The sequence below is a fragment of the Blautia sp. HA8986 genome (genome assembly GCF_056504635.1).
In genome coordinates this window covers 791,797-812,959 of the sequence record NZ_JBWLUQ010000001.1, presented here as the reverse complement: position 1 = coordinate 812,959, position 21,163 = coordinate 791,797, and the positions used below count along the sequence as shown (strand labels likewise).

Annotated in this window: 20 protein-coding genes, 1 riboswitch and 1 other annotated feature; of the genes, 12 read left to right on the top strand and 8 right to left on the bottom strand. The window is 42.9% G+C overall.

Annotated elements, in window-relative coordinates; genetic code table 11:
• Positions 1-34: 34 nt before the first annotated feature.
• From folK to AC04Q4_RS03685, 6 genes are all read right to left on the bottom strand, one after another.
• Complete coding sequence (folK, locus tag AC04Q4_RS03710; protein ID WP_195455319.1) at positions 35-856, bottom strand: 2-amino-4-hydroxy-6-hydroxymethyldihydropteridine diphosphokinase; 822 nt, start codon at positions 854-856, stop codon at positions 35-37.
• A gap of 9 nt (positions 857-865) precedes the next feature.
• Positions 866-1,672 (bottom strand): dihydropteroate synthase, encoded by an 807-nt coding sequence (gene folP / locus AC04Q4_RS03705; protein WP_173738899.1) that lies wholly within the window; start codon positions 1,670-1,672, stop codon positions 866-868.
• A gap of 11 nt (positions 1,673-1,683) precedes the next feature.
• Positions 1,684-2,160 (bottom strand): HD domain-containing protein, encoded by a 477-nt coding sequence (locus AC04Q4_RS03700; RefSeq protein ID WP_195455320.1) that lies wholly within the window; start codon positions 2,158-2,160, stop codon positions 1,684-1,686.
• Positions 2,160-2,717: a GTP cyclohydrolase I FolE gene (gene folE, locus AC04Q4_RS03695; protein WP_119240016.1), complete on the bottom strand. Its 558-nt coding sequence runs from the start codon at positions 2,715-2,717 to the stop codon at positions 2,160-2,162. Before folE ends, AC04Q4_RS03700 begins: the two co-directional genes overlap by 1 nt.
• A gap of 146 nt (positions 2,718-2,863) precedes the next feature.
• Positions 2,864-2,960: riboswitch (THF riboswitch) on the bottom strand.
• Between the two features lie 219 nt (positions 2,961-3,179).
• Positions 3,180-3,455: a hypothetical protein gene (locus AC04Q4_RS03690; protein ID WP_119240017.1), complete on the bottom strand. Its 276-nt coding sequence runs from the start codon at positions 3,453-3,455 to the stop codon at positions 3,180-3,182.
• Positions 3,452-3,808, bottom strand: coding sequence for a hypothetical protein (locus AC04Q4_RS03685; protein ID WP_476388528.1), 357 nt, complete (start codon positions 3,806-3,808; stop codon positions 3,452-3,454). The genes AC04Q4_RS03690 and AC04Q4_RS03685 overlap by 4 nt, the downstream gene beginning before the upstream one ends.
• 108 nt (positions 3,809-3,916) lie before the next feature.
• Between AC04Q4_RS03685 and AC04Q4_RS03680 the strand changes: the two genes are divergently transcribed.
• The 10 genes from AC04Q4_RS03680 to miaB all read left to right on the top strand — a co-directional run bounded on the left by AC04Q4_RS03680 (position 3,917) and on the right by miaB (position 16,300).
• Complete coding sequence (locus AC04Q4_RS03680) at positions 3,917-4,051, top strand: hypothetical protein (RefSeq protein ID WP_264292029.1); 135 nt, start codon at positions 3,917-3,919, stop codon at positions 4,049-4,051.
• 12 nt (positions 4,052-4,063) lie between these two features.
• Positions 4,064-4,357, top strand: coding sequence for a hypothetical protein (locus AC04Q4_RS03675; RefSeq protein WP_187307680.1), 294 nt, complete (start codon positions 4,064-4,066; stop codon positions 4,355-4,357).
• Between the two features lie 187 nt (positions 4,358-4,544).
• Entirely contained in the window at positions 4,545-5,900 is a 1,356-nt protein-coding gene (locus tag AC04Q4_RS03670) for a cell wall hydrolase (protein ID WP_173738903.1), read from the top strand.
• Positions 5,901-5,964: 64 nt separating this feature from the next.
• Positions 5,965-7,689, top strand: a complete 1,725-nt coding sequence (locus AC04Q4_RS03665; RefSeq protein ID WP_476388527.1) for a MutS-related protein — start codon at positions 5,965-5,967, stop codon at positions 7,687-7,689.
• 114 nt (positions 7,690-7,803) lie between these two features.
• Complete coding sequence (gene rnhA / locus AC04Q4_RS03660) at positions 7,804-8,280, top strand: ribonuclease HI (protein ID WP_476388526.1); 477 nt, start codon at positions 7,804-7,806, stop codon at positions 8,278-8,280.
• Positions 8,281-8,401: 121 nt separating this feature from the next.
• Positions 8,402-8,711: a binding site (T-box leader), on the top strand.
• 103 nt (positions 8,712-8,814) lie between these two features.
• Positions 8,815-10,041: a tyrosine--tRNA ligase gene (tyrS, locus tag AC04Q4_RS03655; RefSeq protein ID WP_173756867.1), complete on the top strand. Its 1,227-nt coding sequence runs from the start codon at positions 8,815-8,817 to the stop codon at positions 10,039-10,041.
• 85 nt (positions 10,042-10,126) lie between these two features.
• On the top strand, positions 10,127-12,769 hold the full coding sequence (gene alaS / locus AC04Q4_RS03650; RefSeq protein ID WP_476388525.1) for an alanine--tRNA ligase: 2,643 nt from the start codon (positions 10,127-10,129) through the stop codon (positions 12,767-12,769).
• Between the two features lie 166 nt (positions 12,770-12,935).
• Entirely contained in the window at positions 12,936-13,112 is a 177-nt protein-coding gene (gene rpsU / locus AC04Q4_RS03645; RefSeq protein WP_004222305.1) for a 30S ribosomal protein S21, read from the top strand.
• Between the two features lie 84 nt (positions 13,113-13,196).
• Complete coding sequence (gene cls, locus AC04Q4_RS03640) at positions 13,197-14,771, top strand: cardiolipin synthase (protein ID WP_243251335.1); 1,575 nt, start codon at positions 13,197-13,199, stop codon at positions 14,769-14,771.
• Positions 14,772-14,902: 131 nt separating this feature from the next.
• Positions 14,903-16,300: a tRNA (N6-isopentenyl adenosine(37)-C2)-methylthiotransferase MiaB gene (gene miaB, locus AC04Q4_RS03635; RefSeq protein WP_173738908.1), complete on the top strand. Its 1,398-nt coding sequence runs from the start codon at positions 14,903-14,905 to the stop codon at positions 16,298-16,300.
• A gap of 82 nt (positions 16,301-16,382) precedes the next feature.
• On the opposite strand, the gene AC04Q4_RS03630 is transcribed toward miaB, so the two are convergent.
• On the bottom strand, positions 16,383-17,393 hold the full coding sequence (locus AC04Q4_RS03630; RefSeq protein ID WP_119240025.1) for a uroporphyrinogen decarboxylase family protein: 1,011 nt from the start codon (positions 17,391-17,393) through the stop codon (positions 16,383-16,385).
• A gap of 65 nt (positions 17,394-17,458) precedes the next feature.
• Positions 17,459-18,853, bottom strand: a complete 1,395-nt coding sequence (locus tag AC04Q4_RS03625; RefSeq protein WP_173738909.1) for an MFS transporter — start codon at positions 18,851-18,853, stop codon at positions 17,459-17,461.
• A 295-nt stretch (positions 18,854-19,148) separates the two neighbouring features.
• Between AC04Q4_RS03625 and AC04Q4_RS03620 the strand changes: the two genes are divergently transcribed.
• Positions 19,149-20,729, top strand: a complete 1,581-nt coding sequence (locus AC04Q4_RS03620; RefSeq protein WP_476388524.1) for a helix-turn-helix domain-containing protein — start codon at positions 19,149-19,151, stop codon at positions 20,727-20,729.
• 94 nt (positions 20,730-20,823) lie between these two features.
• Positions 20,824-21,135, top strand: coding sequence for a metal-sensing transcriptional repressor (locus AC04Q4_RS03615; RefSeq protein ID WP_119240028.1), 312 nt, complete (start codon positions 20,824-20,826; stop codon positions 21,133-21,135).
• The last annotated feature ends 28 nt before the right edge of the window (positions 21,136-21,163 follow it).

Here is a 21,163-nt window from a genome sequence, read left to right as displayed (position 1 = left end):
GCATCTGTATCGGGCTTTATGTTCATTTAATTTATCAATTTTTCTCATCAAGCTTTTTTAAAAGCTGACTCATAGTCTGGTTCAGCACCGGATGCCGAAAATACGGTGCGATCTCCACCATAGGCTTCAGTACAAAATCACGGTTTTCCATATCAATATGCGGAACATGCAATTCTTCTGTATCAATGATCTCGTTATCATATAACAAAATATCAAGATCCAGTGTCCGCGGCCCCCAGTGAACGATCCTCTTTCGGTCAGCAGCCTGTTCGAGGATATGCAGTCTGTCAAGAAGATCTTCCGGAGAAAGAAGTGTACGGACTCTCAAAACACCGTTGAGGAATTCATCCTGTTCCACACCACCATAAGGTTCCGTTACAAGATACCCGGAAACTTTCTCAACAACAATTTCCTTCATATCACGAAGCCCCTGGATCGCATTATCCAGATACTTTTTCTTGTCACCCATATTAGAACCAAATGCAATAAAAGCAGTATGCCATCCACGGGTGATCTCCACAGCAACTGTTTTCAGCGGAAGGCTTACAGGAGCCCACGGTTTCTCTATGCGAAGAGTGATCTTTTTAAGAAGCGGAAGAGAGAGCAGTAACATCTCAGCCAGATTTTCCACAGCAGCTTCCAGCAGTTTATAAGTGTTCTTCTGAAGAAAATCCGTGATCATATGACTGACTTCTCCATAATTAATAGAAGCAGAGAGATCGTCGGTAAGCCCTGCCGGGCGTGTTTCTGTATACATAATTGCAGAAACTACAAATTTCTGTCCAAGAGCAGTTTCTTCCGGAAATACACCATGGTTTGCAAAAATCTCAAGATCTCTGATTTCGATTTTATCCATCAGTTCCTCCTAGCGCCCAAGAATAGCTTCAGTCATTTGGATCACACGTTTATTTTCTTTGATATCATGAACACGGACAAAAGCACAACCTTTCATGATGCCGATTACTGTTGTCGCAAGAGTTCCCTCAACACGCTGGTCAACCGGAAGATCAAGGGTAAGTCCGATCATGGATTTTCTGGAAGTACCGAGAAGAACAGGATATCCAAGCTTCTGGAAGAGCTCAAGGTTATCCATAGTCATAAGATTCATCTCATAGTTTTTTCCGAATCCAACGCCAGGATCGAGAATGATCTTATCATCTGCAATGCCGGCACGTTTGGCGATATTGACGCATTCCTGTGTCTCAGCAAGCATGTCTACAATGAAATTATTGTATTCTGTATTAGCTTTATTATGCATCAGACAGCATGGAGCATTGTATTTTGCAATAACAGGAGCCATCTCAGGATCATATTTCAGTCCCCAGATATCGTTGATCAGATCAGCGCCGTTTTTCAGGGATTCCTCAGCAACACTGCCTTTGTATGTATCTACAGAGATAGGAATGTCAAAACGTTTTTTTACAGCTTCAATAACAGGCAGAATGCGCTCGATTTCTTCCTGTGCACCAACCGGCGTGTGACCAGGACGGGTAGATTCACCGCCGATATCCAGGATATCAGCGCCGTCAGCAATCATGCTTTCGGTATGTCTCAGGGCATTGTCCATGTCGTTCCATTTTCCACCGTCTGAGAAAGAGTCCGGTGTGACATTCAAAATACCCATAATATATGTTTTATTTTTTACATCAAATTCACGATTTCCGATTTTCATGGAAAAACCTCCTAATATTGGATCGTCATATTTTTTTTCTGCGGAGACCAGTAGCATTCCGGTTCTGCTTTGCAGGAGAAACAGTTTCTGGATTTCTTGTCTGCAGTGTAGATCAGTTTTCCAAGTATGGACTGGTCACTCTGGGCACGGTGTCCGCGGATGGCAGAAACGATAGCCATGATCTCGTCCCTGTAAAATCCAAGTTCGTTAAGGATCTGTTCTGCGATCAGAGCTCCGGCCTCATCATGCGGCGTACCATCTTCGTACTGTCTGGCACGTCCGATATCATGCAGAAGAGCAGTGCAGTAAATCATTTCCTTTGAGACAGGATAAGCTTGTTCAAGAGCCTCTATGTAAGCAAGTCTGGCAACATCCAGAAAATGTTCCGGTGTATGTCTGCAGAACTTTCGGTGCTTCTCCAGGATCTGAAGTTTCCCGAGCTCTTTCTGATAGAGAGGATGGTTCCAGATCTGGTTCACCCTGTCCATCAGTCTTTTACCATTGCAAGGAACTGTTTCTGAAGTTCCATATTTTCTTTAAATTCGCCTCTTGTAACAGTTGTGACGGTTTTGCTTCCCGGTTTTTTGATTCCACGCATAGTCATGCAGGTGTGTTCTGCTTCCAGCATAACCATAATTCCTTTTGGATCAAGAACTCTCTCCAATGCATCTGCAATCTGAACAGTAAGACGCTCCTGGATCTGAGGCCTTCTTGCGTAAACATCTACTGTACGGGCCAGTTTGCTTAAACCGGTAACTTTGCCGTTTGGAATATAGGCAATATGGGCTTTTCCATAAAATGGCATCAGATGATGCTCGCACATGGAATAAAAAGTGATATCTTTTTCCAAAACCATCTCATTATTTTCTACATGGAACTGCTTCTGAAGATATTCGTCTGCCTCGTTGTCAAGTCCGCCGTAAATTTCTTCACACATACGGGCAATACGCTCAGGTGTTCCCTGAAGACCCTCTCTGTCAACATCTTCGCCGATTCCTTCAAGAAGAAGCTTGATCGCCTCTTCAACTTTCGCTTTGTCTACCATAAATAACAACCTCCATTTTGTTAAAAAAATCACAGCTTTCGGAGACTGTCTTTTTTATTTTTGGGCATAAAAAAAGATATCTCCAATTGTAATAGAACGTATGTCGAAAAAAGCCCTACACAATATGAGATACTCTCTTATATTGCTGCAACGGGTGCGAACTTCATACCGTAAGACGTACTTTTCGTTCTGGCGACAACTCCCCATTCGCCAAACACTTGACGCATAAAGTCCTATTTTGCATATCATTCATTTCAGGGACAAGTATACCATATACTAATACAATAAGAAAGGGAAAATGATAAAAAAATATCACAAAAATGGTGGATATGTTCTATGAATTATGTAGTATTATCTATAGATTTGGCCGATTTTTACAGACTGTACCAGGTACAAAAGAAAGAAAAAGTAAAAGGCAGATAATTCCCGGAACAGTTAAAGTTCTGTTCCGGGTCAGAAGAACTAATGTTGTATCATTTTCATCAGATTTACGATTCGGTCGAGCCTGGCTGCATCTGCCGGATTCTTTCCCATTTTGATCACTTCTATGATCGTGGAAATTTCATGGGAGCTGAAATTCAATCCGGCATTTTTTCCCCTGGAAGCAGCTTCCATAATAAAAGGTAGCAGTTCTGAAGGATTTTTCCCCAATCCCTGATCCGCCAGATTCTGAAGCATGGAGAGTTTTTGTGGATCCATCTGGGAAAGGCGGGGGTCTTTTTTCCAGTCGTCACTCATGGATTATCACCTCCTGGTGGATTTTCATTCATGATCTTCATCATCTGTATGGTTGCCATAAGATTGGTGATCTGATCAATCTGTCTGCGGTTTTGGCTTCCGCAGTACTTTCGTATATCCTGCAGCATTTCCATAGGATCGTTTACGGAGACACTGGCTGCCTGCATATCCGGATAATAACTGCGATTCTGAAACAAAGTCATAGTATTAATAAGCTCCTGGGTTTTGGCATACATGGACAGAAACCGCTGACCTGATGGCGGAAGATAGGGGATCATAGCTTTCAGCATCTGATTTCGGTCACTTTCCACCATTTCGTCCAGGGCAGTTCTGGCAATGAAATCCTGTTCCATAAAAAAGTCCTTTTTCCTGAAATCTATGATTTCTGAAACAGAAATATGACAGAAACACGAAAACTGCCATAATATATATAGAAGAAATTTTTAATAAGGGAAACAGATATGGGAACTGAAAAAAAGCAGAAGCTTGTGATCGATGGAAATGCTTTTTATGAGATAGATCTGAAATGTCTGGAAGATAAGAAAAAGGAGCAGGAAGAGGCCAAAAAACAAGACCAGAAAGGGCAGAGGAAATAACCTCTGCCCCTTTTGGGAGAAAAGAAATCAGCAGCATCCACATCCGTTATTTCCGCAACACAGCAGAAGAAGGATAATGATCCAGCAGCTATCATTACAGCTGTTGTTATTGCATCCGCAGCTATTATTATTTCCGCAGCAGCAAAGCAGGCAGATGATCCAGAGAATGCAGGAGCAGCTGTTTCCACTGCCAAACAGGGAAGTTCCCCATCCATTGTTGCATCCACAGCCATTGTTGCATCCACAGTTATTGCCACATCCGGAATCACAGCCGCATCCACAGTCATTACAGTTTGTAGCCGCTAAGTCACTCATTGATAAGTCCTCCGAAAAATTTGATTACACTTCATCATATGAGGGGAGTCTGTCCCAGGTTACAAAAAAGTTGACAGTGTTTATTCATTACGATATAATAAACCTAATGTAACAATTTTGTAATTTTTAGAAACAGATCCGATATACTCTCGTCGGTTCAGAAAGAATGGGGAAAATTATGAAGAGTTTCAGAAAAAAGAACTGGTTCAAAGGCCTGATGATGGCCGCGCTGCTTCTGATGGGATGTACTTTCCTTTCGCATTCGGCTACAGAAGTACAGGCAGCAACTGCCGGATTTAAAACCATTAACGGAAAGACCTACTACATAAAAAGTAATGGAAGCAAACAGAAAGGCTGGCTTACTCTCGGAAAATATAAATATTATTTCAATAAAAAAACAGGTGTCCAGGTCAAGGGATGGCTCAATGTGAACGGTAAAAAAACATATTATTTTACCAGTAAAAAAGGCGTAATGGTAACAGGATGGCTGACTGATTCAAAAAAACATAAACGCTACTTTGATCCGGCTACTGGTAAGCTGACCAGAGGCTGGATGAAGGACAGTAAAGGTTATAGATATTATTTTACGAGCGGTGAAGGTGTTATGGTTACTGGCTGGATGAAAGACAGCAAAGGTCATCGGCGCTATTTTTATAAAGGTTCCGGAATAATGGCAACGAAATGGCTGAAGAATACCAGCAAGAATATTAATTATTATTTTGAACCAGATACTGGCTATATGGCTACAGGTTGGAAGACTATCAGTAAAAAGAAGTATTATTTTGAGAAAAACACAGGTTATATGGTTACCGGTTTAAAGACCATCAGCGGAAAAAAATATTATTTCAAATCAGATGGTTCCATGGCCGTCAGCACAACGGTAACAGTTAGCGGAGTTACTTATACGATTTCTTCAACCGGAGTGGCCTCAGTTAAGATAAATGACAATAATAGTGGAAGTTCTTCCCATCCGGATAAGAATCTGAGCAATGGAAATGTAAAGGTTTACGATACTAAAAATTCCAGATATTATACCATGGTCAAAGAGTATAAGAGTCATCCGGGAATTGCCAATGGCAAGACAACAGATGAGGAACTTCTTGCTGCACTCTGTGAGTCCGAGGCGGGGGATCAGGGAAAGATCGGAATGGAAGCGGTAGCACTCTGCGTTCTGAACCGTACGATCAAGACAGATAAAGAATTTCCATCAACGATACGTGGTGTGATCTACGAAAATATTGGAAGCAGCACAACAGCTCAGTATTCCGTAGTCCGTGACGGTGCTCTTTTGAAACGACTGAATGGCAATTTCGAGAATCGTACTCTTGCATATCAGGCTGCCAGAGAGGCTATGACTATTTTTAATAATTATGTTAAAAACGGGAAAGCCAGAACATTAAAAGGATTTAAACAGAAAGATTTCAAATATATGTATTTTATGATGAACAGTGCTTTCAAAAAACAGCCGTTGAATTTTAGTAAAGTTAAATATGAAGTCTACAAAGATCATACGTTTTTTGTAGACTGGGTATAAGAAACAGTTCCCTGTCTGGTCTCAGGCAGGGGATTTTTTCATACTTCATAACAGGAGGGCATATATGAATCCTTATTTCCAGGTGATCATATGGGCAGCAGGCATTGTTCTGCTGTTTGTCGTTTTAATAGCATGGAATAACCATAAATGGAAAAAAATACAGCGGAACCGTATTCGCAGGATATTTGGCAAGGTTCCTGAACGGGAATATTCTCCGGATGATCTGGAACGGATTTCTCACTATTTCCGCAGAAAAGAAAGTGCCGATTTTTGTATTGATGATATTACATGGAACGATCTGGATATGGACCGTGTTTTCATGCAGATGAATCAGACAGTTTCTTCGCCTGGTGAAGATGTTCTTTATGATATGCTCCGAAGACCTGCTTTTGATAAAAAAATACTGGAAGAACGGGAAAAAGAGATAAGATTTTTCGATACTCATGAGCAGGAACGCACAGAACTCCAGCTGATGTTAGCTTCTGTCGGAAAAACTAGGATCGGTTCCCTGTCAGATACAGTTCTGGCATTAAAAGATGCTCCGGTTATTGATCTTAAAATCCATATTGTCATGCTTGCAGCACTTCTTTCAAGTCTTTTTATTTTGCTTCCGATGTATCCGATGGTAGGTTTTCTTGTATTTATCTGTCTGATGATCGCAAATATTGCCATTTATTATGCAAGTATCGGTCAGAAGGTCATGGAAGCCTATCTGGACTGTTTTAATCATCTTCTGAAAATGCTGGGAGCAGCAGACGAGATGCAGACTGTGGACTGGCCGGAAGTCAAAAAACAGATGGATGCTATCAGAGAAGGGAAAAAAGAATTCAGCCGTTTTCGGAAAAAAGCTGTTATGCTTACCAGTAAAAATGCAGACTCCGGAGATCCGTTTCAGATTTTTATGAGTTATGTGCGGATGGTTTTTCATGTTGATATTTTAATGTATAATTCCGTGCTGAAAGAAGTTCAGGATAAAACAGGACAGATCATGAACCTGATCGACAATATCGGAGAGCTGGACGCACTGATCTCCATTGCTTCTTTCCGTCGGATACTGCCTGAGTGGTGTAACCCGGAGTTTATACTCTGGAAAGAAGAGGATCATCAACCAGTACGCCTGGAAACAGAAGCTCTCTATCATCCGCTGATCTCTCATCCGGTGGCCAACAGCATTACAGCAGAGGGAGGAACGCTGATCACTGGTTCCAATGCCTCCGGCAAGTCCACTTTTCTTAAAAATGTGGCTATCAACGGCATTCTGGCACAGACGATCCACACCTGTACAGCATCATCCTGCCATATGCCATTTCTCAAGGTCATGACTTCCATGGCACTAAGAGATGATATCAGCAGTGGTGAGAGTTATTTTATCGTAGAGATTCGCTCCCTGAAACGGATTCTGGATGAAAGCCGTAAAAAAGAGCCTCTTCTCTGTGTGATTGATGAAGTGTTAAGAGGAACGAATACAATTGAACGTATTGCAGCTTCTTCTCAGATTCTTAATGTACTTCGCGGAAACTGGATGCTGCCTTTTGCGGCGACCCATGATATTGAGCTTTCCTATATTCTGGATGGTATTTATAGAAATTATCATTTCAAAGAAGAAGTCAAAGACAGGGAGATAGTGTTTAATTATCTGCTTCAGCGGGGAAGAGCCACAACAAGGAATGCAATTCGTCTTCTGGATATGCTGGGATACGATCCTGAACTTGTGAAGGATGCCGGAAACGCAGCAGTAGAATTTGAGCACACAGGTGTCTGGAAAAAAATTCTTGCACAGAAGAGATAGGACAGGTATAATCGGATAGAAATCAATACTGTAAATTAATAAAAATAGAATATATATTAAAGTGGAATGAAAATGTCTGCTTTATATTCAATTTAGATTCAAGGAGTAGATTATATGCAGGTGAAAATCTATACAGACGGTGCAGCCCGCGGAAATCCTGACGGACCAGGCGGCTATGGAGCAGTTCTTCAGTATATTGACACCAAAGGACAGCTTCACGAAAGAGAATTATCAAAAGGGTATCGGAAAACTACGAATAATCGAATGGAACTGATGGCAGCCATTGTGGCACTGGAAGCTCTTACACGTCCCTGCCAGGTGGATCTCTATTCTGATTCCAAATATCTGGTAGATGCTTTTAATCAGCACTGGATCGATTCCTGGCTCAGGAAGAACTGGAAACGCGGAAAGAATGAAGATGTAAAGAATGTAGATCTCTGGGAACGCCTTTTAAAGGCCAAAGAACAGCATCAGGTAAACTTCCACTGGGTTAAAGGACATGCAGATAATCCGTTAAATGAACGGTGCGATCAACTTGCAACATCGGCAGCAGACGGCAATGAACTTTACGTAGATGAAGGCCTGAAATAATAATTTTAAATGGCCGTTTTCTGTAAAATAAGCAACTATATTCTGCTGCTTTAAGTTGTCAAAGCAATATTAAAATTTCTTGACAAACAAAAAAGCAGTTTGTATACTTCATATAGTATAGTAAAAGGCGAGGAAGGGAAGAAGTAACCCAGGGAAAACCCCACAGAGAGCAGCCGGCAGGTGAGAGGCGCAGGGTGGAACTTTCGTGAATACATCCCGGAGCTGCGCACCGAATCAGGATTTAATACTGTAAAATATAAATTTTATAGATAGGCTGCGACGGATAGCACCCGTTATTGTGCTGAAGTGGTTTTATATCTTATTATATATTATATATTGATATAAAGGGTATAAATTCACTTTATGAGGCAGGAAATGCGAGTTTTCTGTAAATTTAGGTGGTAACGCGGGACCCGGTTCTCGTCCTAAACGGACAGGAACCGGGCATTTTTATTTTTTACGCTAATACTGTAAATTATAAACTTTATGTAACAAAAAAGCGTAAACATAAAAGCTATACAGGAGGAAAGAACAATGACAGTTTGGGATGAACTGAAAGCACGTGGCCTGATCGCGCAGGTTACAGACGAAGATGAGATTAAAGAGATGGTAAATAACGGGAAAGCCACATTCTATATCGGCTTTGACCCGACAGCAGACAGCCTTCATGTAGGTCACTTCATGGCTCTTTGCCTGATGAAGAGACTGCAGATGGCAGGCAACCGTCCGATCGCCCTTCTTGGCGGTGGAACAGGAATGATCGGTGATCCGTCCGGAAGAACCGATATGCGTCAGATGCTGACAAAAGAGACCATCCAGCACAATATTGACTGCTTTAAACAGCAGATGAGCCGTTTCATCGATTTCTCCGATGGAAAAGCTCTTATGGTAAACAATGCTGACTGGCTTATGAATCTTAATTATGTAGAGCTTCTCCGCGAGGTAGGTGCTCACTTTTCCGTAAACCGTATGCTGACAGCAGAGTGTTACAAACAGCGTATGGAGCGAGGCTTAAGCTTCTTGGAATTCAACTACATGATCATGCAGAGCTACGATTTTTACATGCTGTACCAGAAATACGGCTGCAATATGCAGTTCGGCGGTGATGACCAGTGGAGCAATATGCTTGGCGGAACAGAGCTGATCCGCCGTAAGCTTGGCAAAGATGCTTATGCTATGACTATCACACTGCTTCTCAACTCTGAGGGCAAGAAGATGGGCAAGACACAGTCCGGAGCTGTATGGCTTGATCCGAACAAGACATCTCCGTTTGATTTCTACCAGTACTGGAGAAATGTAGACGATGCAGATGTTATCAAATGTATGCGTCTTCTTACATTCCTTCCACTTGAAGAAATCGATGAGATGGCCAAATGGGAAGGAAGCGAGCTGAACAAAGCAAAAGAGATTCTTGCATACCAGCTGACAGAGCTTGTACACGGTGAGGAAGAGGCCAAGAAAGCACAGGAAGGTGCACGCGCACTGTTTTCAGGTGCGGATACTTCTCATATGCCGACAACCGAGCTTGCAGAGGAGGATTTTGATGAGGAAGGAAAAATCGACCTGATCACACTTCTTGTAAAAGCAGAGCTGGTACCAAGCCGTTCCGAGGGTCGTCGTGCGATTCAGCAGGGTGGTGTCTCCATCGACGGTGAGAAGATTACAGATATCTATCACACTGTTGAAAAAGATGCTTTTGCAGGAGAAGGAATCGTTCTCAAGCGAGGTAAAAAGAAATTCAAAAAAATCTGTGTAAAATAATTTCCCGTATATGCAGCATTTCCGAATGCAGATTTCAAGATCAGGGAATGTTGCAAAAAGGGGCTGACACAAGGAGGATAACAACATGAAAAAGTACGGAGTGAACGAACTTCGTAAGATGTTCCTTGATTTTATGGAAAGCAAGGGACATCTTGTAATGAAAAGCTTTTCCCTGGTTCCGCAGGGAGATAAGAGTCTTCTGCTGATCAATGCAGGTATGGCTCCGCTGAAACCATATTTCACAGGTGCTGAGAAACCGCCAAGAACAAGAGTGACAACCTGCCAGAAATGTATCCGCACAGGAGATATCGAAAACGTAGGTAAAACTGCACGCCATGGTACATTCTTTGAAATGCTCGGTAACTTCTCTTTTGGTGATTACTTCAAAAAAGAAGCAATTCACTGGTCCTGGGAGTTTCTTACAGAGGTTGTAGGACTTGATGCAAACCGTCTCTATCCATCCATTTATCTGGATGATAATGAAGCCTTCGATATCTGGAACAAAGAGGTCGGAATTCCGGCCGAACGTATTTTCCGTTTCGGAAAAGAAGACAACTTCTGGGAGCATGGTGCAGGTCCGTGTGGTCCATGTTCTGAGATTTACTATGACCGTGGGGAAAAATATGGCTGCGGTAAACCAGGATGTACAGTAGGTTGTGACTGCGACCGCTACATGGAAGTATGGAACAACGTTTTCACACAGTTTGAGAATGATGGAAATGGAAACTATACAACACTGAAGCAGAAGAACATTGATACAGGTATGGGACTTGAGCGACTTGCTGTAGTTGTTCAGGATGTAGATTCTATTTTTGATGTAGATACGATCTGTGCACTTCGTAATCTTGTTTGCGAGATCGCACATAAAGAATATGATAAAAACTATGCAGACGATGTTTCTATCCGTCTGATCACAGACCATATCCGTTCTGCAACATTTATGATCTCCGATGGAATCATGCCAACCAACGAAGGCCGCGGCTATGTTCTCCGTCGTCTGATCCGCCGTGCAGCACGTCACGGACGTCTTCTCGGCATTGAAGGAACATTCCTTGCAAAATTAAGTGCGCAGGTGATCGAGAGCTCCAAAGCCGGTTATCCGGAACTTGAGGAGAAGAAGGAGTTTATCTTCCGTGTTCTCACAAACGAGGAGAATCAGTTCAACAAGACCATCGACCAGGGACTTCGCATCCTTTCTGATATGGAAGAGGATATGAAGAAAGCTGGCGAGAAAACTCTTTCCGGTGAAAACGCATTCAAGCTTTATGATACTTACGGATTCCCTCTTGACCTTACAAAAGAGATCCTTGAGGAAAAAGGTTACGGTATTGATGAGGAAGGCTTCCAGAAAGCAATGGAAGAGCAGAGAGTCAAAGCACGTACTGCCCGTGAAGTAACTAACTATATGGGCGCAGATGCAACTGTATATGATGATATTGATGTCAATGTAACTACAGAGTTCGTTGGTTATGATCATCTTACTTTTGATTCCAAAGTAACTGTCCTTACCACAGAGACAGAGATTGCAGATTCTCTCACAGAAGGACAGAAAGGTACTGTATTTGTAGAACAGACTCCTTTCTATGCAACTATGGGTGGACAGGAAGGCGATACCGGTGTGATCGAGACTGCAAACGGTAAATTTGTTGTTGAGGACACCATCAAACTGCGCGGCGGCAAGTTTGGCCATGTAGGACATATGGAGTCCGGCATGATCTCCGCAGGCGAGACAGTATCCCTGAAAGTAAATGAAGATGCAAGAAAAGATACAGAGAAAAACCACAGTGCAACACATCTTCTTCAGAAAGCGCTGAAAACTGTTCTGGGTTCCCATGTAGAGCAGAAGGGTTCTCTTGTAACACCGGACAGACTTCGGTTTGATTTTGCTCATTTCCAGGCTATGACAGCTGAGGAAATCCAGGCAGCAGAGGAGCTTGTAAACAAAGAGATCCAGGCAGGTCTTGATGTCCATACAGATGTCATGGATGTGGAAGAGGCCAAGAAATCCGGAGCAATGGCTCTTTTCGGTGAGAAATATGACCAGAAGGTACGTGTAGTATCCATGGGTGACTTCTCCAAAGAGCTCTGTGGCGGTACACATGTAAAGAACACAAGCTCCATCATGCTCTTTAAAATCGTTTCCGAGTCCGGTATTGCAGCAGGTGTCCGTCGTATTGAGGCACTGACAGGCAAAGCTGTTATCGACTACTACAGAAAACAGGAAGAGCTTCTTCATGAGGCAGCAAAAGCATTAAAGGCTAATACATCTGAGGTAGTAGAGAAAATCGGCCATCTTCAGTCTGAGGTAAAAGCACTTCAGAGCGAGAACGAGTCCCTCAAGAGCAAAGCAGCTCAGAGTGCACTTGGTGATGTTATGGATAAAGTCATTGAAGTAAACGGCGTGAAACTCCTTGCCGCCAAAGTTGATGGCGTTGATATGAACGGCCTGAGAGATCTTGGTGACAAGCTGAAAGAACAGCTCGGCGAAGGTGTTGTCCTTCTTGCTGCAGTAAACGGCGGTAAGGTAAATCTCCTTGCAATGGCAACAGATGCAGCTCAGAAAGCGGGAGCTCATGCAGGAAATCTCATCAAGGCAGTAGCAGCTATCGTTGGCGGTGGCGGCGGTGGACGTCCGAACATGGCACAGGCCGGCGGAAAGAATCCGGAGAAAGCTCAGGAAGCTATGGATGCAGCAGCAGGAATCCTGGAGAAACAGCTTACAAAATAAGTATAATATTCGAGATTTACATTTTTGACAAATTTTTCATAAAAAATGCGAAAAGCTGTTGACGAAACCTTGTGTTATGATATATAATAACACTCGTGCAAGAAAAATACCCAGACAGTTGTATTTTAGCACAATCTACAACTGGAGGGAGGTTAGGTGTGAGTCTATGTCAAACGTTATCGTAAAAGAGAACGAGACTTTAGATAGCGCTCTTCGCAGATTCAAAAGAAGCTGTGCTAAGGCGGGAATCCAGCAGGAAATCCGTAAGAGAGAGCATTACGAGAAGCCAAGCGTTCGCCGTAAGAAAAAATCTGAAGCCGCAAGAAAACGTAAATATAATTAATTGTGCGCAAAAAATCCCTGGCTATATGGTCAGGGATTTTTAATTAAAAAAGAGCAGCAGACAGTTTGACAAAAGGGAAAAAATATGAACTTAATCATTAAACTAATAATCAAACCATTGCAGTCACTTCTGAAATTACTGTTTAATCGAATTTTTTATGTAGCACTTGCTCTGATCGTACAGCTGGCATGGCTGCTGATCGCATTGTTCCGTCTCATGGAGTATTCCAGATGGGTAACGATCGGAATGCAGGCAGCCGGTTTTCTGGTTGTCCTTTGGATCGTAAACAAGAAGATTAACCCTTCCTATAAACTTGCGTGGACAATGCTGATCCTTGTTTTTCCGGTTTTTGGTGTTTCCTTGTATCTTCTGTTCGGTAAATCGCGAATTGGAACAGTCATGGAACAACATTATCAGAAACTGATCAACGAGACAGCAGAATATCTGGAAGGCTCAGAGAGCACCAGAAACCACCTGATGGAAGACGACCAGTCCATGGCTATCCAGTCAGAATATATATGGAAGTATTCCAGATATCCTGTTTACGAGAACACTTCTGCAGAATATTTTCAGGTAGGAGACGATATGTTCCCGGTTCTTGTCCATGAGCTTGAACAGGCGAAACATTTCATATTCATTGAATATTTTATCATCAATGACGGTGTTATGTGGCATACAATCCTGAACATCCTTGAGAAAAAAGCGAAAGAAGGCGTGGATGTCCGGCTGATCTATGACGGATTTGGCTGTCTTACTACATTGCCTTATAAATATGATGAAGAAATGCGCAAACATGGAATTAAATGTGAAGTATTCAATCGTTTCCGCCCGATCCTTAACATTATCCAGAATAACCGTGACCACCGCAAGATCTGCGTGATCGATGGCTGGACAGGTTTTACAGGTGGAATTAACCTTGCAGATGAATACATCAATCAGCGCAAGCGTTTCGGGCACTGGAAAGATACAGCCGTTATGCTTAAAGGTGACGGTGTCTGGAATATGACAGCCATGTTTCTTTATATGTGGGGAATCGTTAGCAGAACAGATACTTCTTCTGATTTTGGCAACTATGTACCTCACAGATGGCATCCGGAACAATTCGAAGGAAGCGGCTATGTACAACCATTTTGCGATTCACCACTTGATGATGAGGTCGTAGGTGAGAATGTTTATCTGAATATCATCAACCGTGCCAAAAACTATGTCTATATCTGTACACCGTATCTGATCATCGACAACGAGATGATGACAGCCCTTTGCCTTGCGGCAAAAAGCGGCGTGGATGTTCGGATCATGACACCTGGCATTCCGGATAAGAAGATGGTATTTCTTCTGACCCAGTCTTATTATAAACAGCTCCTGGAATCCGGTGTAAAAATCTACGAATACCAGCCGGGATTCCTTCATGCAAAATCTTTTGTCTGCGATGACAAAGTAGGAGTTGTGGGAACCATCAACCTTGATTATAGAAGTCTTTATCTGCATTTTGAGGATGGTGTATGGCTGTATAAGAATGATGTGGTACTGGATATCCGTAATGATTTTCTGGAGACACTTGAGTATTGCAGCAGCATTGATCTGGAATTCTGTCTGAAACGGAATATCACAGTACGTGCCATGCAGAATATACTGAGGGTTTTTGCTCCGCTGCTGTAAAAACTCTTTGACAGACAAGTATAAATTCTGTATGATATATCAGACGGGGGTTTCTTTAAGCTCCCGTCTGATATTGTCTAACGAAGAATACCGCATAAGAATACATAAATAATTTTATTGGAGGAATCAATTTGAGCCAGAATAAAGAAACAGAGCTTCAGCTTCAGTACATTGAGAAATGTAAGGAACTTCTTGCTGAAAACAGCACACGCCGCCCTACTTTCCATATCCAGAATGAAGGATGCCAGATGAACTCCATCCAGACAGAGTCCATTGCAGCTATCATGGAGAAGATGGGCTATGAGATGGTAGATACGGAAGATGCCGATGCCGTAGTATTTAACACCTGTACAGTCCGTGAGAATGCCAACCAGAAAATCTATGGACATCTGGGACATTTAAAGAGCATTAAGCGCAGTCATCCGGATATGAAGATCGTACTTTTTGGCTGCATGATGCAGGAACATCATGTAGTGGAGAAGATCAGCAAGGAATATAAATATGTAAATCTTGTATTCGGAACCCACAACATCCATAAATTCCCTGAACTTTTTTACAGGGCACTGCAGACAGATGAGCAGATCATTGATATCTGGAAGGAATCCGATGAAATCGTAGAGGGTATGCCGACATCCCGCAAATACCCGTTCAAAACAGGTGTCAGCGTAATGTTTGGGTGCAATAACTTCTGTAGCTACTGTATCGTGCCGTATGTTCGCGGCCGAGAGAAAAGCCGTGAGCCACAGGCTATTATCCGTGAGATCGAGGAACTGGTTGCAGATGGAGTAACTGAGATCATGCTTCTTGGCCAGAATGTAAACTCTTACGGAAAAACTCTGGAAACACCTGTGACATTTTCCCAGCTCCTCAAAGAAGTGGAGAAGATTGAAGGACTGAGGCGCATCCGTTTCATGACCTCACATCCGAAAGATCTTTCCGATGAGCTGATCCAGACCATGGCTGAGAGCAAAAAGATCTGTCATCACCTTCACCTTCCGCTGCAGTCCGGAAGCAGCAGAGTTTTAAAAGAGATGAACCGCCGTTATGATAAAGAGAAATATCTTTTACTGGTAGATAAGATCCGTAAAGCGATTCCGGATATCTCTCTGACAACTGATATCATGGTTGGATTTCCGGGAGAAACAGAAGAGGACTTTCTGGAGACTCTGGACGTAGTAAGAAAAGCCAACTACGATACAGCCTTTACATTTATTTATTCCAAGCGAAGCGGAACTCCGGCAGCAGGAATGGAGAATCAGGTACCGGAGGACGTTGTTAAGGATCGCTTTAGCCGCCTTCTTGCTCTGGTGCAGGAAAAAGGCAGGGAGAATTCTTCACGTTTCCAGGGAACTGTTCAGGAGATCCTGGTAGAAGATGAAAACCGTGAGAAAGGTACACTCACAGGCCGTACCCAGCATAATCTCCTTGTCCACTTTCCGGGAGAGAAGGAGCTGATCGGCAAATATGTCAAGGTAAGTCTTGACACCTGCAAAGGATTTTATTATTTTGGCCATATGGTAGAAGAATAAGAACAGAAAATAAAAAAAGAGGAGACTGACCATATACGGATCAGCCTCCTTTTTTTATTTGCCTTGTTTATTTGACGTCTGGTTAAACACCATAAACTTCTTTGTTGTATTTATCGATCTCGTCATCAATGATCGGGTCCACATGCTTATACAGGCATCCTGGACCGCCATAAGTGATACACGGAATGAAATGACCACCAGGGCCATAGCTCTGGCAGGCTCTTCTTACCTCCTTGCGGATTTCCTCTTCTGTGGAATCAGCGCGGTCAACGATGGCAGCATCAATACCGCCCATCAGAGTCATTCTGCCGTTCAGCTGTTTCTGAAGCTTCGGAATATCATTTTCCGGCAAAGCTCCCTGCCATATATCAATGCCAAGATCTACCATATCTTCAATGATCGGCTCCAGGAAAGAATCAGCGTGATGCATGACGATCACACCATGATCCTTCATGTATTTATAGGTTTTTGCATACTGTGGCTTGATAAATTCACGCCAGGTTTCCGGGCTGATAAAGAGAGAATGCTTGGAGCCCCAGTCATCATGGGACAGCATTACATCCGGTTTGATATAATCAACGATCAGCTTCATATACTGGAAACGGTATTCGCCGATGGCATTACAGAGATCCATCATATCTTCCGGTTCCAGAAGATAATTCATCAGCATATCCTCGAAGCCCATAAGAAAATGAAGTCTTTCGAATACACCGGTAGGCATGAAGGCCATAACAAGGTCACCGTTTGCGCGGATTTCATCAGCTTTTTTGATAAAAGGCTCCCAGAGAGCAGGATCGGAGCAGTTTGCCTGAAGATCCGGCATCACAAGCTGTTCCTTCCATTCGGTGATGTCGCTGATCACCTTGTTTTTATCAGTAACATGTGGCATGGCAGCAACCTGATTTGCAGGCCACAGGATTTCAGTACCAAAACGGTCGATCAGAGGATCCATACCCGGATGACGGTTGCCACGGATATAGGATGCTGCTGGGTTAGGCGGATAAAAAACAGCACCTTCATATTGTTTTACAAGACGATCCGGTTTTCCGTCCGGTTTGATCGTTTCCAGAAAATTCTCTTTTGCTGATAACATAAACAATTCCTCCTTTATAAAAATGTCTTAAAATTTATGTCTTATGTTTAACATCCTGTTAAATATCAGTTTTTTCTTGCGTCAATCTCTGACTGATAAAAAGCAACCTTATCCTTGGTGATCCGGAATCCTACAAGAAGAAGGATCATTCCCACAAGGCAGAAGATAGCAGGAACCAGTGCGAAAGCAATGGTCATTCCCTGGCGTGCTGCACCCTCCAGGACAACACCGGATTTCCAGCCTACTGCGACCAGGCAGGCACTTAAGATGGTTCCTCGAAGGAAAACAGCAACCTTAAGTGGAAGATTCTGAAGTCCCATGATCCATCCGGAAGCATCCTTACCGCTTTTCCATGTGGCATAGACAACCGTATCTGCATACAGAGCAGGAGAAGCTGCAAAAGCCATTCCATAAAATACCTGTGCCAGAGTCATAAGACCGATAACTGTATAGGCATTTCCATAGAAAAGATAGATCATAAACAATGCTGCCGCCATACCGCCGTAAGCCACGATCATGGTTGTACGGGAAGAAAGTGCTTTTGCGATAAAACGCATGGTAAATGCTCCGATGATCGCACCGAGAGAGATACAGAAGGTATAAGTCACCATTAATCCCGGATTTCCCATGGCATCGCGGAAATAGTAGATTGCAGATGCGGCAGTTACGAATTTTACACACCATTTAGCCAGGTCAGCCAGCATCAGGACCATAAGAGGTGGATTCTGGAAAAGAGAAGCAAACATTTCCGGAATGGAAACCTTGGTCTTGTCATTTGCTTTTCCTGTAGCTTCTGTTTCGATCTCTTCATATCCTTCGGTCATTTTGAAATGTGCAAAATAGGTGACTACCATAAGTACGCCCAGACAGAACGCGGCAGCTGCAAATTTGTTTTTCTCGCCTACGTAGCCTGCCAGCAGTGTTGCAAAAGGAAGTCCCAGATAGGAGAACAGAAGTCCGCCCACATTATTCCAGGTTGCACGGGAAGAAGCAAGAATTGCTCTTTCCTCAGGAGTTTTTCCTACAACGCTGATCAGTGTTGCGTTTGCAACATAACTGAAATTCCATACAACGTGTGAAGAAATGGATGCGATAATGATCACGATTGCGGATAAGATCTCGTTATCACTGATGCGGATGAACATGAATGCGTACAGGAACGGGACCATCCACGGAACCAGGATCAGCCAGGAACGGTAGCGTCCCCATTTTTTTGCTTTCGTGCCGTTGATAATTCCTCCGTACAGCCAGGAAAGACAGGCATCTACAATAGTAAAAACAGAATTGATCACACCTGCGATTCCGGCACTGAACTGAGCCAGGTCAGTAAGGAATGTCATAAAGTAAAAAGTTTCGATATTACTCATCAGGACAAAGCCTGCGTCTCCGACTCCGAAAAAGTACTTCAGTGCGTTGCTGAGACCTTTTTTGCGTTCGGTTTCTTTTTTTTCATTTCCCATAAAAATCCCCCTGTTATCCAAAAAACAGTTTCCGGTTTCATAATAAAGCACATAAAGCACGTCGCGAGTACTTGCGGATCACTTTCCCGTGATCCTGGATTTCTTCTGATGGGACAAGTATACAGCAGAATAAATGGTCCGTAAATCCGCACAGGGTTTCATTTTTTATGAATATATTCAGACGTTTTGTACAATCAGAGATGTAAACTTATACAAAAAACAATACTGTATTTCATAAATATTTATGTTATAATTGTACAAATGATCGAAATGACAGGAAGTAAAAGGAGAAAAAATGCACAATAACAGTAATGATTATGACAATATATCCGAAAGGTTTCTTTTGAATGGCCAGATTCTGATTGACGAATTTGCGGATTCTTTTGCAGAGACTGCCCTGTTTGGAAGAGAAGATCCTTACCGGCTGACAGGTGTCCGTTTGTTTCAGAAAGAAATCACTTTATCCGAAAATTATATTTATCTTGCGACTGCCTCACAGGTTACAGAAGAATTCTGTCATTATGAAAACAGAACGTTTCTTATTGCAGGACAGACAGACTATCACAATTTTCATGAAAGCTGTGTTGTACTTATGGTAGGTCGGCAGGAACAGTTTGCCGGGATCATGAATTCTGCACAGCAGGTCTTTGAGAAATACAGAGAATGGGACAGAAAGCTACAGCTTTCCCTGAATAGTGAAGCGCCTCTGGACAATATGCTGGAAGCAAGTGTTCCCATATTTAAGAATCCTCTTTTTGCTCATGATACGAATTTCTATATTCTGGCCTGTCCGTACAGAACAGGTCCCATGTCTGTATGGGAGAGAGACTCCAGAACCGGAAGGATGATGGTTCCGTTAAATCTGATCCACGAATTTAAAGTAGACCTGGAATACTTAAGAACTCTTTCCACAAAAGGGCCGGATATTTACAATGAGGATCTCAGGGGGTATCGCATCCTGTATAGGAATCTCTGGGTAAATGGAAGCTATGAGGGGCGGCTGTGCGTAAATGAGATTCAGACCGCGTTTCATCCTGGGAATTTTGCGGCATTACAGTATCTTGGTAATTTTATTGAGCTTTGCATTCAGCACCACAATCTGTTTCATCTGAATCTGGGAACAGATACCCGACGCTTTTTTACGGATTTTCTGGATGGAAAGATCTCAGATTCGGCCAAGGTTCAGGACTTTCTGTATTTTCTTAACTGGAACAGAACGGACCGTTATCTCTGCCTGCGGCTGGAGGCAGAACAGCTGGATGAAAAAATGCATTCCTCGGTTGCAACACTGGGACATATTGAATCCCAGATTCCGGAAGGCAGGGCCTTTATCTATCAGCAGGGAATCGTGGTGATCGTCAATCTTTCTTTTGAGAATTCCAGTGTTGCTCAGGTGATCAGCGGACTGGCGATTATTTTAAGAGAAGGACTATTTAAAATGGGGGCGAGTGCAGAACTTGCAGATTTTTTTCAGCTTCCCCAGGGGTATTTTCAGGCAAAAACAGCGCTTCATCTTGGCGAAAAATACGACAGCATGATCTGGTGTCACCGCTTTGACGAATATTTTCTGGAATACATTCTGGAAGAAGCGGGTGAAAATCTTTCGCCGAAGCTTTTGTGTTCCCATGCTCTGCATGTGCTGAAGGATTATGACAGCAAAAATAATACGGAGCTGTATAAAACCCTGAAGATCTATCTCAAGCTGGAACGAAATGCACTTCAGACAGCAAAAGCTCTTTTCATACACAGAAGTTCTCTTTTCTACAGGATAGAGAGGATCACCCAATTGACAAAGATCAATCTTGACGATCCCAAAGAACGGCTGATCCTTCAGCTGTCCTATTGTCTGATGGAAGGTACAAAAACTTTTTCCTGACAGGTATTGACAAATACCCCATTAGGGTATATATTGTTCTATGTAAAGTGAATACCCCATTAGGGTATTTTGAAAGAGAAAGGAGTGACAGCCTGTGACTGAAAAAGAAGCCTGTCCCTGCTGCAGTGAGAAACACACTGCACGTTCCGAGGAGGAGAAGAAGAAGCTGATCAACCGTCTGAAACGTATTGAAGGACAGATCAGGGGCATCATAGGAATGATGGAGAATGATGCTTACTGCAACGATATCCTGATCCAGTCCGCAGCGGTCAATGCCGCAGTCAATGCTTTTAATAAAGAGCTGCTTGCCACCCATATCCGTACCTGCGTTGCCAGAGATATCAGGGAAGGTAAGGACGAGACGATCGATGAGCTTGTAGCAACCCTCCAGAAGCTGATGAAATAGGGATAATATATTTTAGGAGGATATTAAG

Coding starts and splice junctions, on each gene's coding strand:
- folK (WP_195455319.1), bottom strand. CDS start 856: ATGGATAAAATCGAAATCAGAGATCTTGAGATTTTTGCAAACCATGGT.
- folP (WP_173738899.1), bottom strand. CDS start 1,672: ATGAAAATCGGAAATCGTGAATTTGATGTAAAAAATAAAACATATATT.
- AC04Q4_RS03700 (WP_195455320.1), bottom strand. CDS start 2,160: ATGGACAGGGTGAACCAGATCTGGAACCATCCTCTCTATCAGAAAGAG.
- folE (WP_119240016.1), bottom strand. CDS start 2,717: ATGGTAGACAAAGCGAAAGTTGAAGAGGCGATCAAGCTTCTTCTTGAA.
- AC04Q4_RS03690 (WP_119240017.1), bottom strand. CDS start 3,455: ATGAGTGACGACTGGAAAAAAGACCCCCGCCTTTCCCAGATGGATCCA.
- AC04Q4_RS03685 (WP_476388528.1), bottom strand. CDS start 3,808: ATGGAACAGGATTTCATTGCCAGAACTGCCCTGGACGAAATGGTGGAA.
- AC04Q4_RS03680 (WP_264292029.1), top strand. CDS start 3,917: ATGGGAACTGAAAAAAAGCAGAAGCTTGTGATCGATGGAAATGCTTTT.
- AC04Q4_RS03670 (WP_173738903.1), top strand. CDS start 4,545: ATGAAGAGTTTCAGAAAAAAGAACTGGTTCAAAGGCCTGATGATGGCC.
- AC04Q4_RS03665 (WP_476388527.1), top strand. CDS start 5,965: ATGAATCCTTATTTCCAGGTGATCATATGGGCAGCAGGCATTGTTCTG.
- rnhA (WP_476388526.1), top strand. CDS start 7,804: ATGCAGGTGAAAATCTATACAGACGGTGCAGCCCGCGGAAATCCTGAC.
- tyrS (WP_173756867.1), top strand. CDS start 8,815: ATGACAGTTTGGGATGAACTGAAAGCACGTGGCCTGATCGCGCAGGTT.
- alaS (WP_476388525.1), top strand. CDS start 10,127: ATGAAAAAGTACGGAGTGAACGAACTTCGTAAGATGTTCCTTGATTTT.
- rpsU (WP_004222305.1), top strand. CDS start 12,936: ATGTCAAACGTTATCGTAAAAGAGAACGAGACTTTAGATAGCGCTCTT.
- cls (WP_243251335.1), top strand. CDS start 13,197: ATGAACTTAATCATTAAACTAATAATCAAACCATTGCAGTCACTTCTG.
- AC04Q4_RS03630 (WP_119240025.1), bottom strand. CDS start 17,393: ATGTTATCAGCAAAAGAGAATTTTCTGGAAACGATCAAACCGGACGGA.
- AC04Q4_RS03625 (WP_173738909.1), bottom strand. CDS start 18,853: ATGGGAAATGAAAAAAAAGAAACCGAACGCAAAAAAGGTCTCAGCAAC.
- AC04Q4_RS03620 (WP_476388524.1), top strand. CDS start 19,149: ATGCACAATAACAGTAATGATTATGACAATATATCCGAAAGGTTTCTT.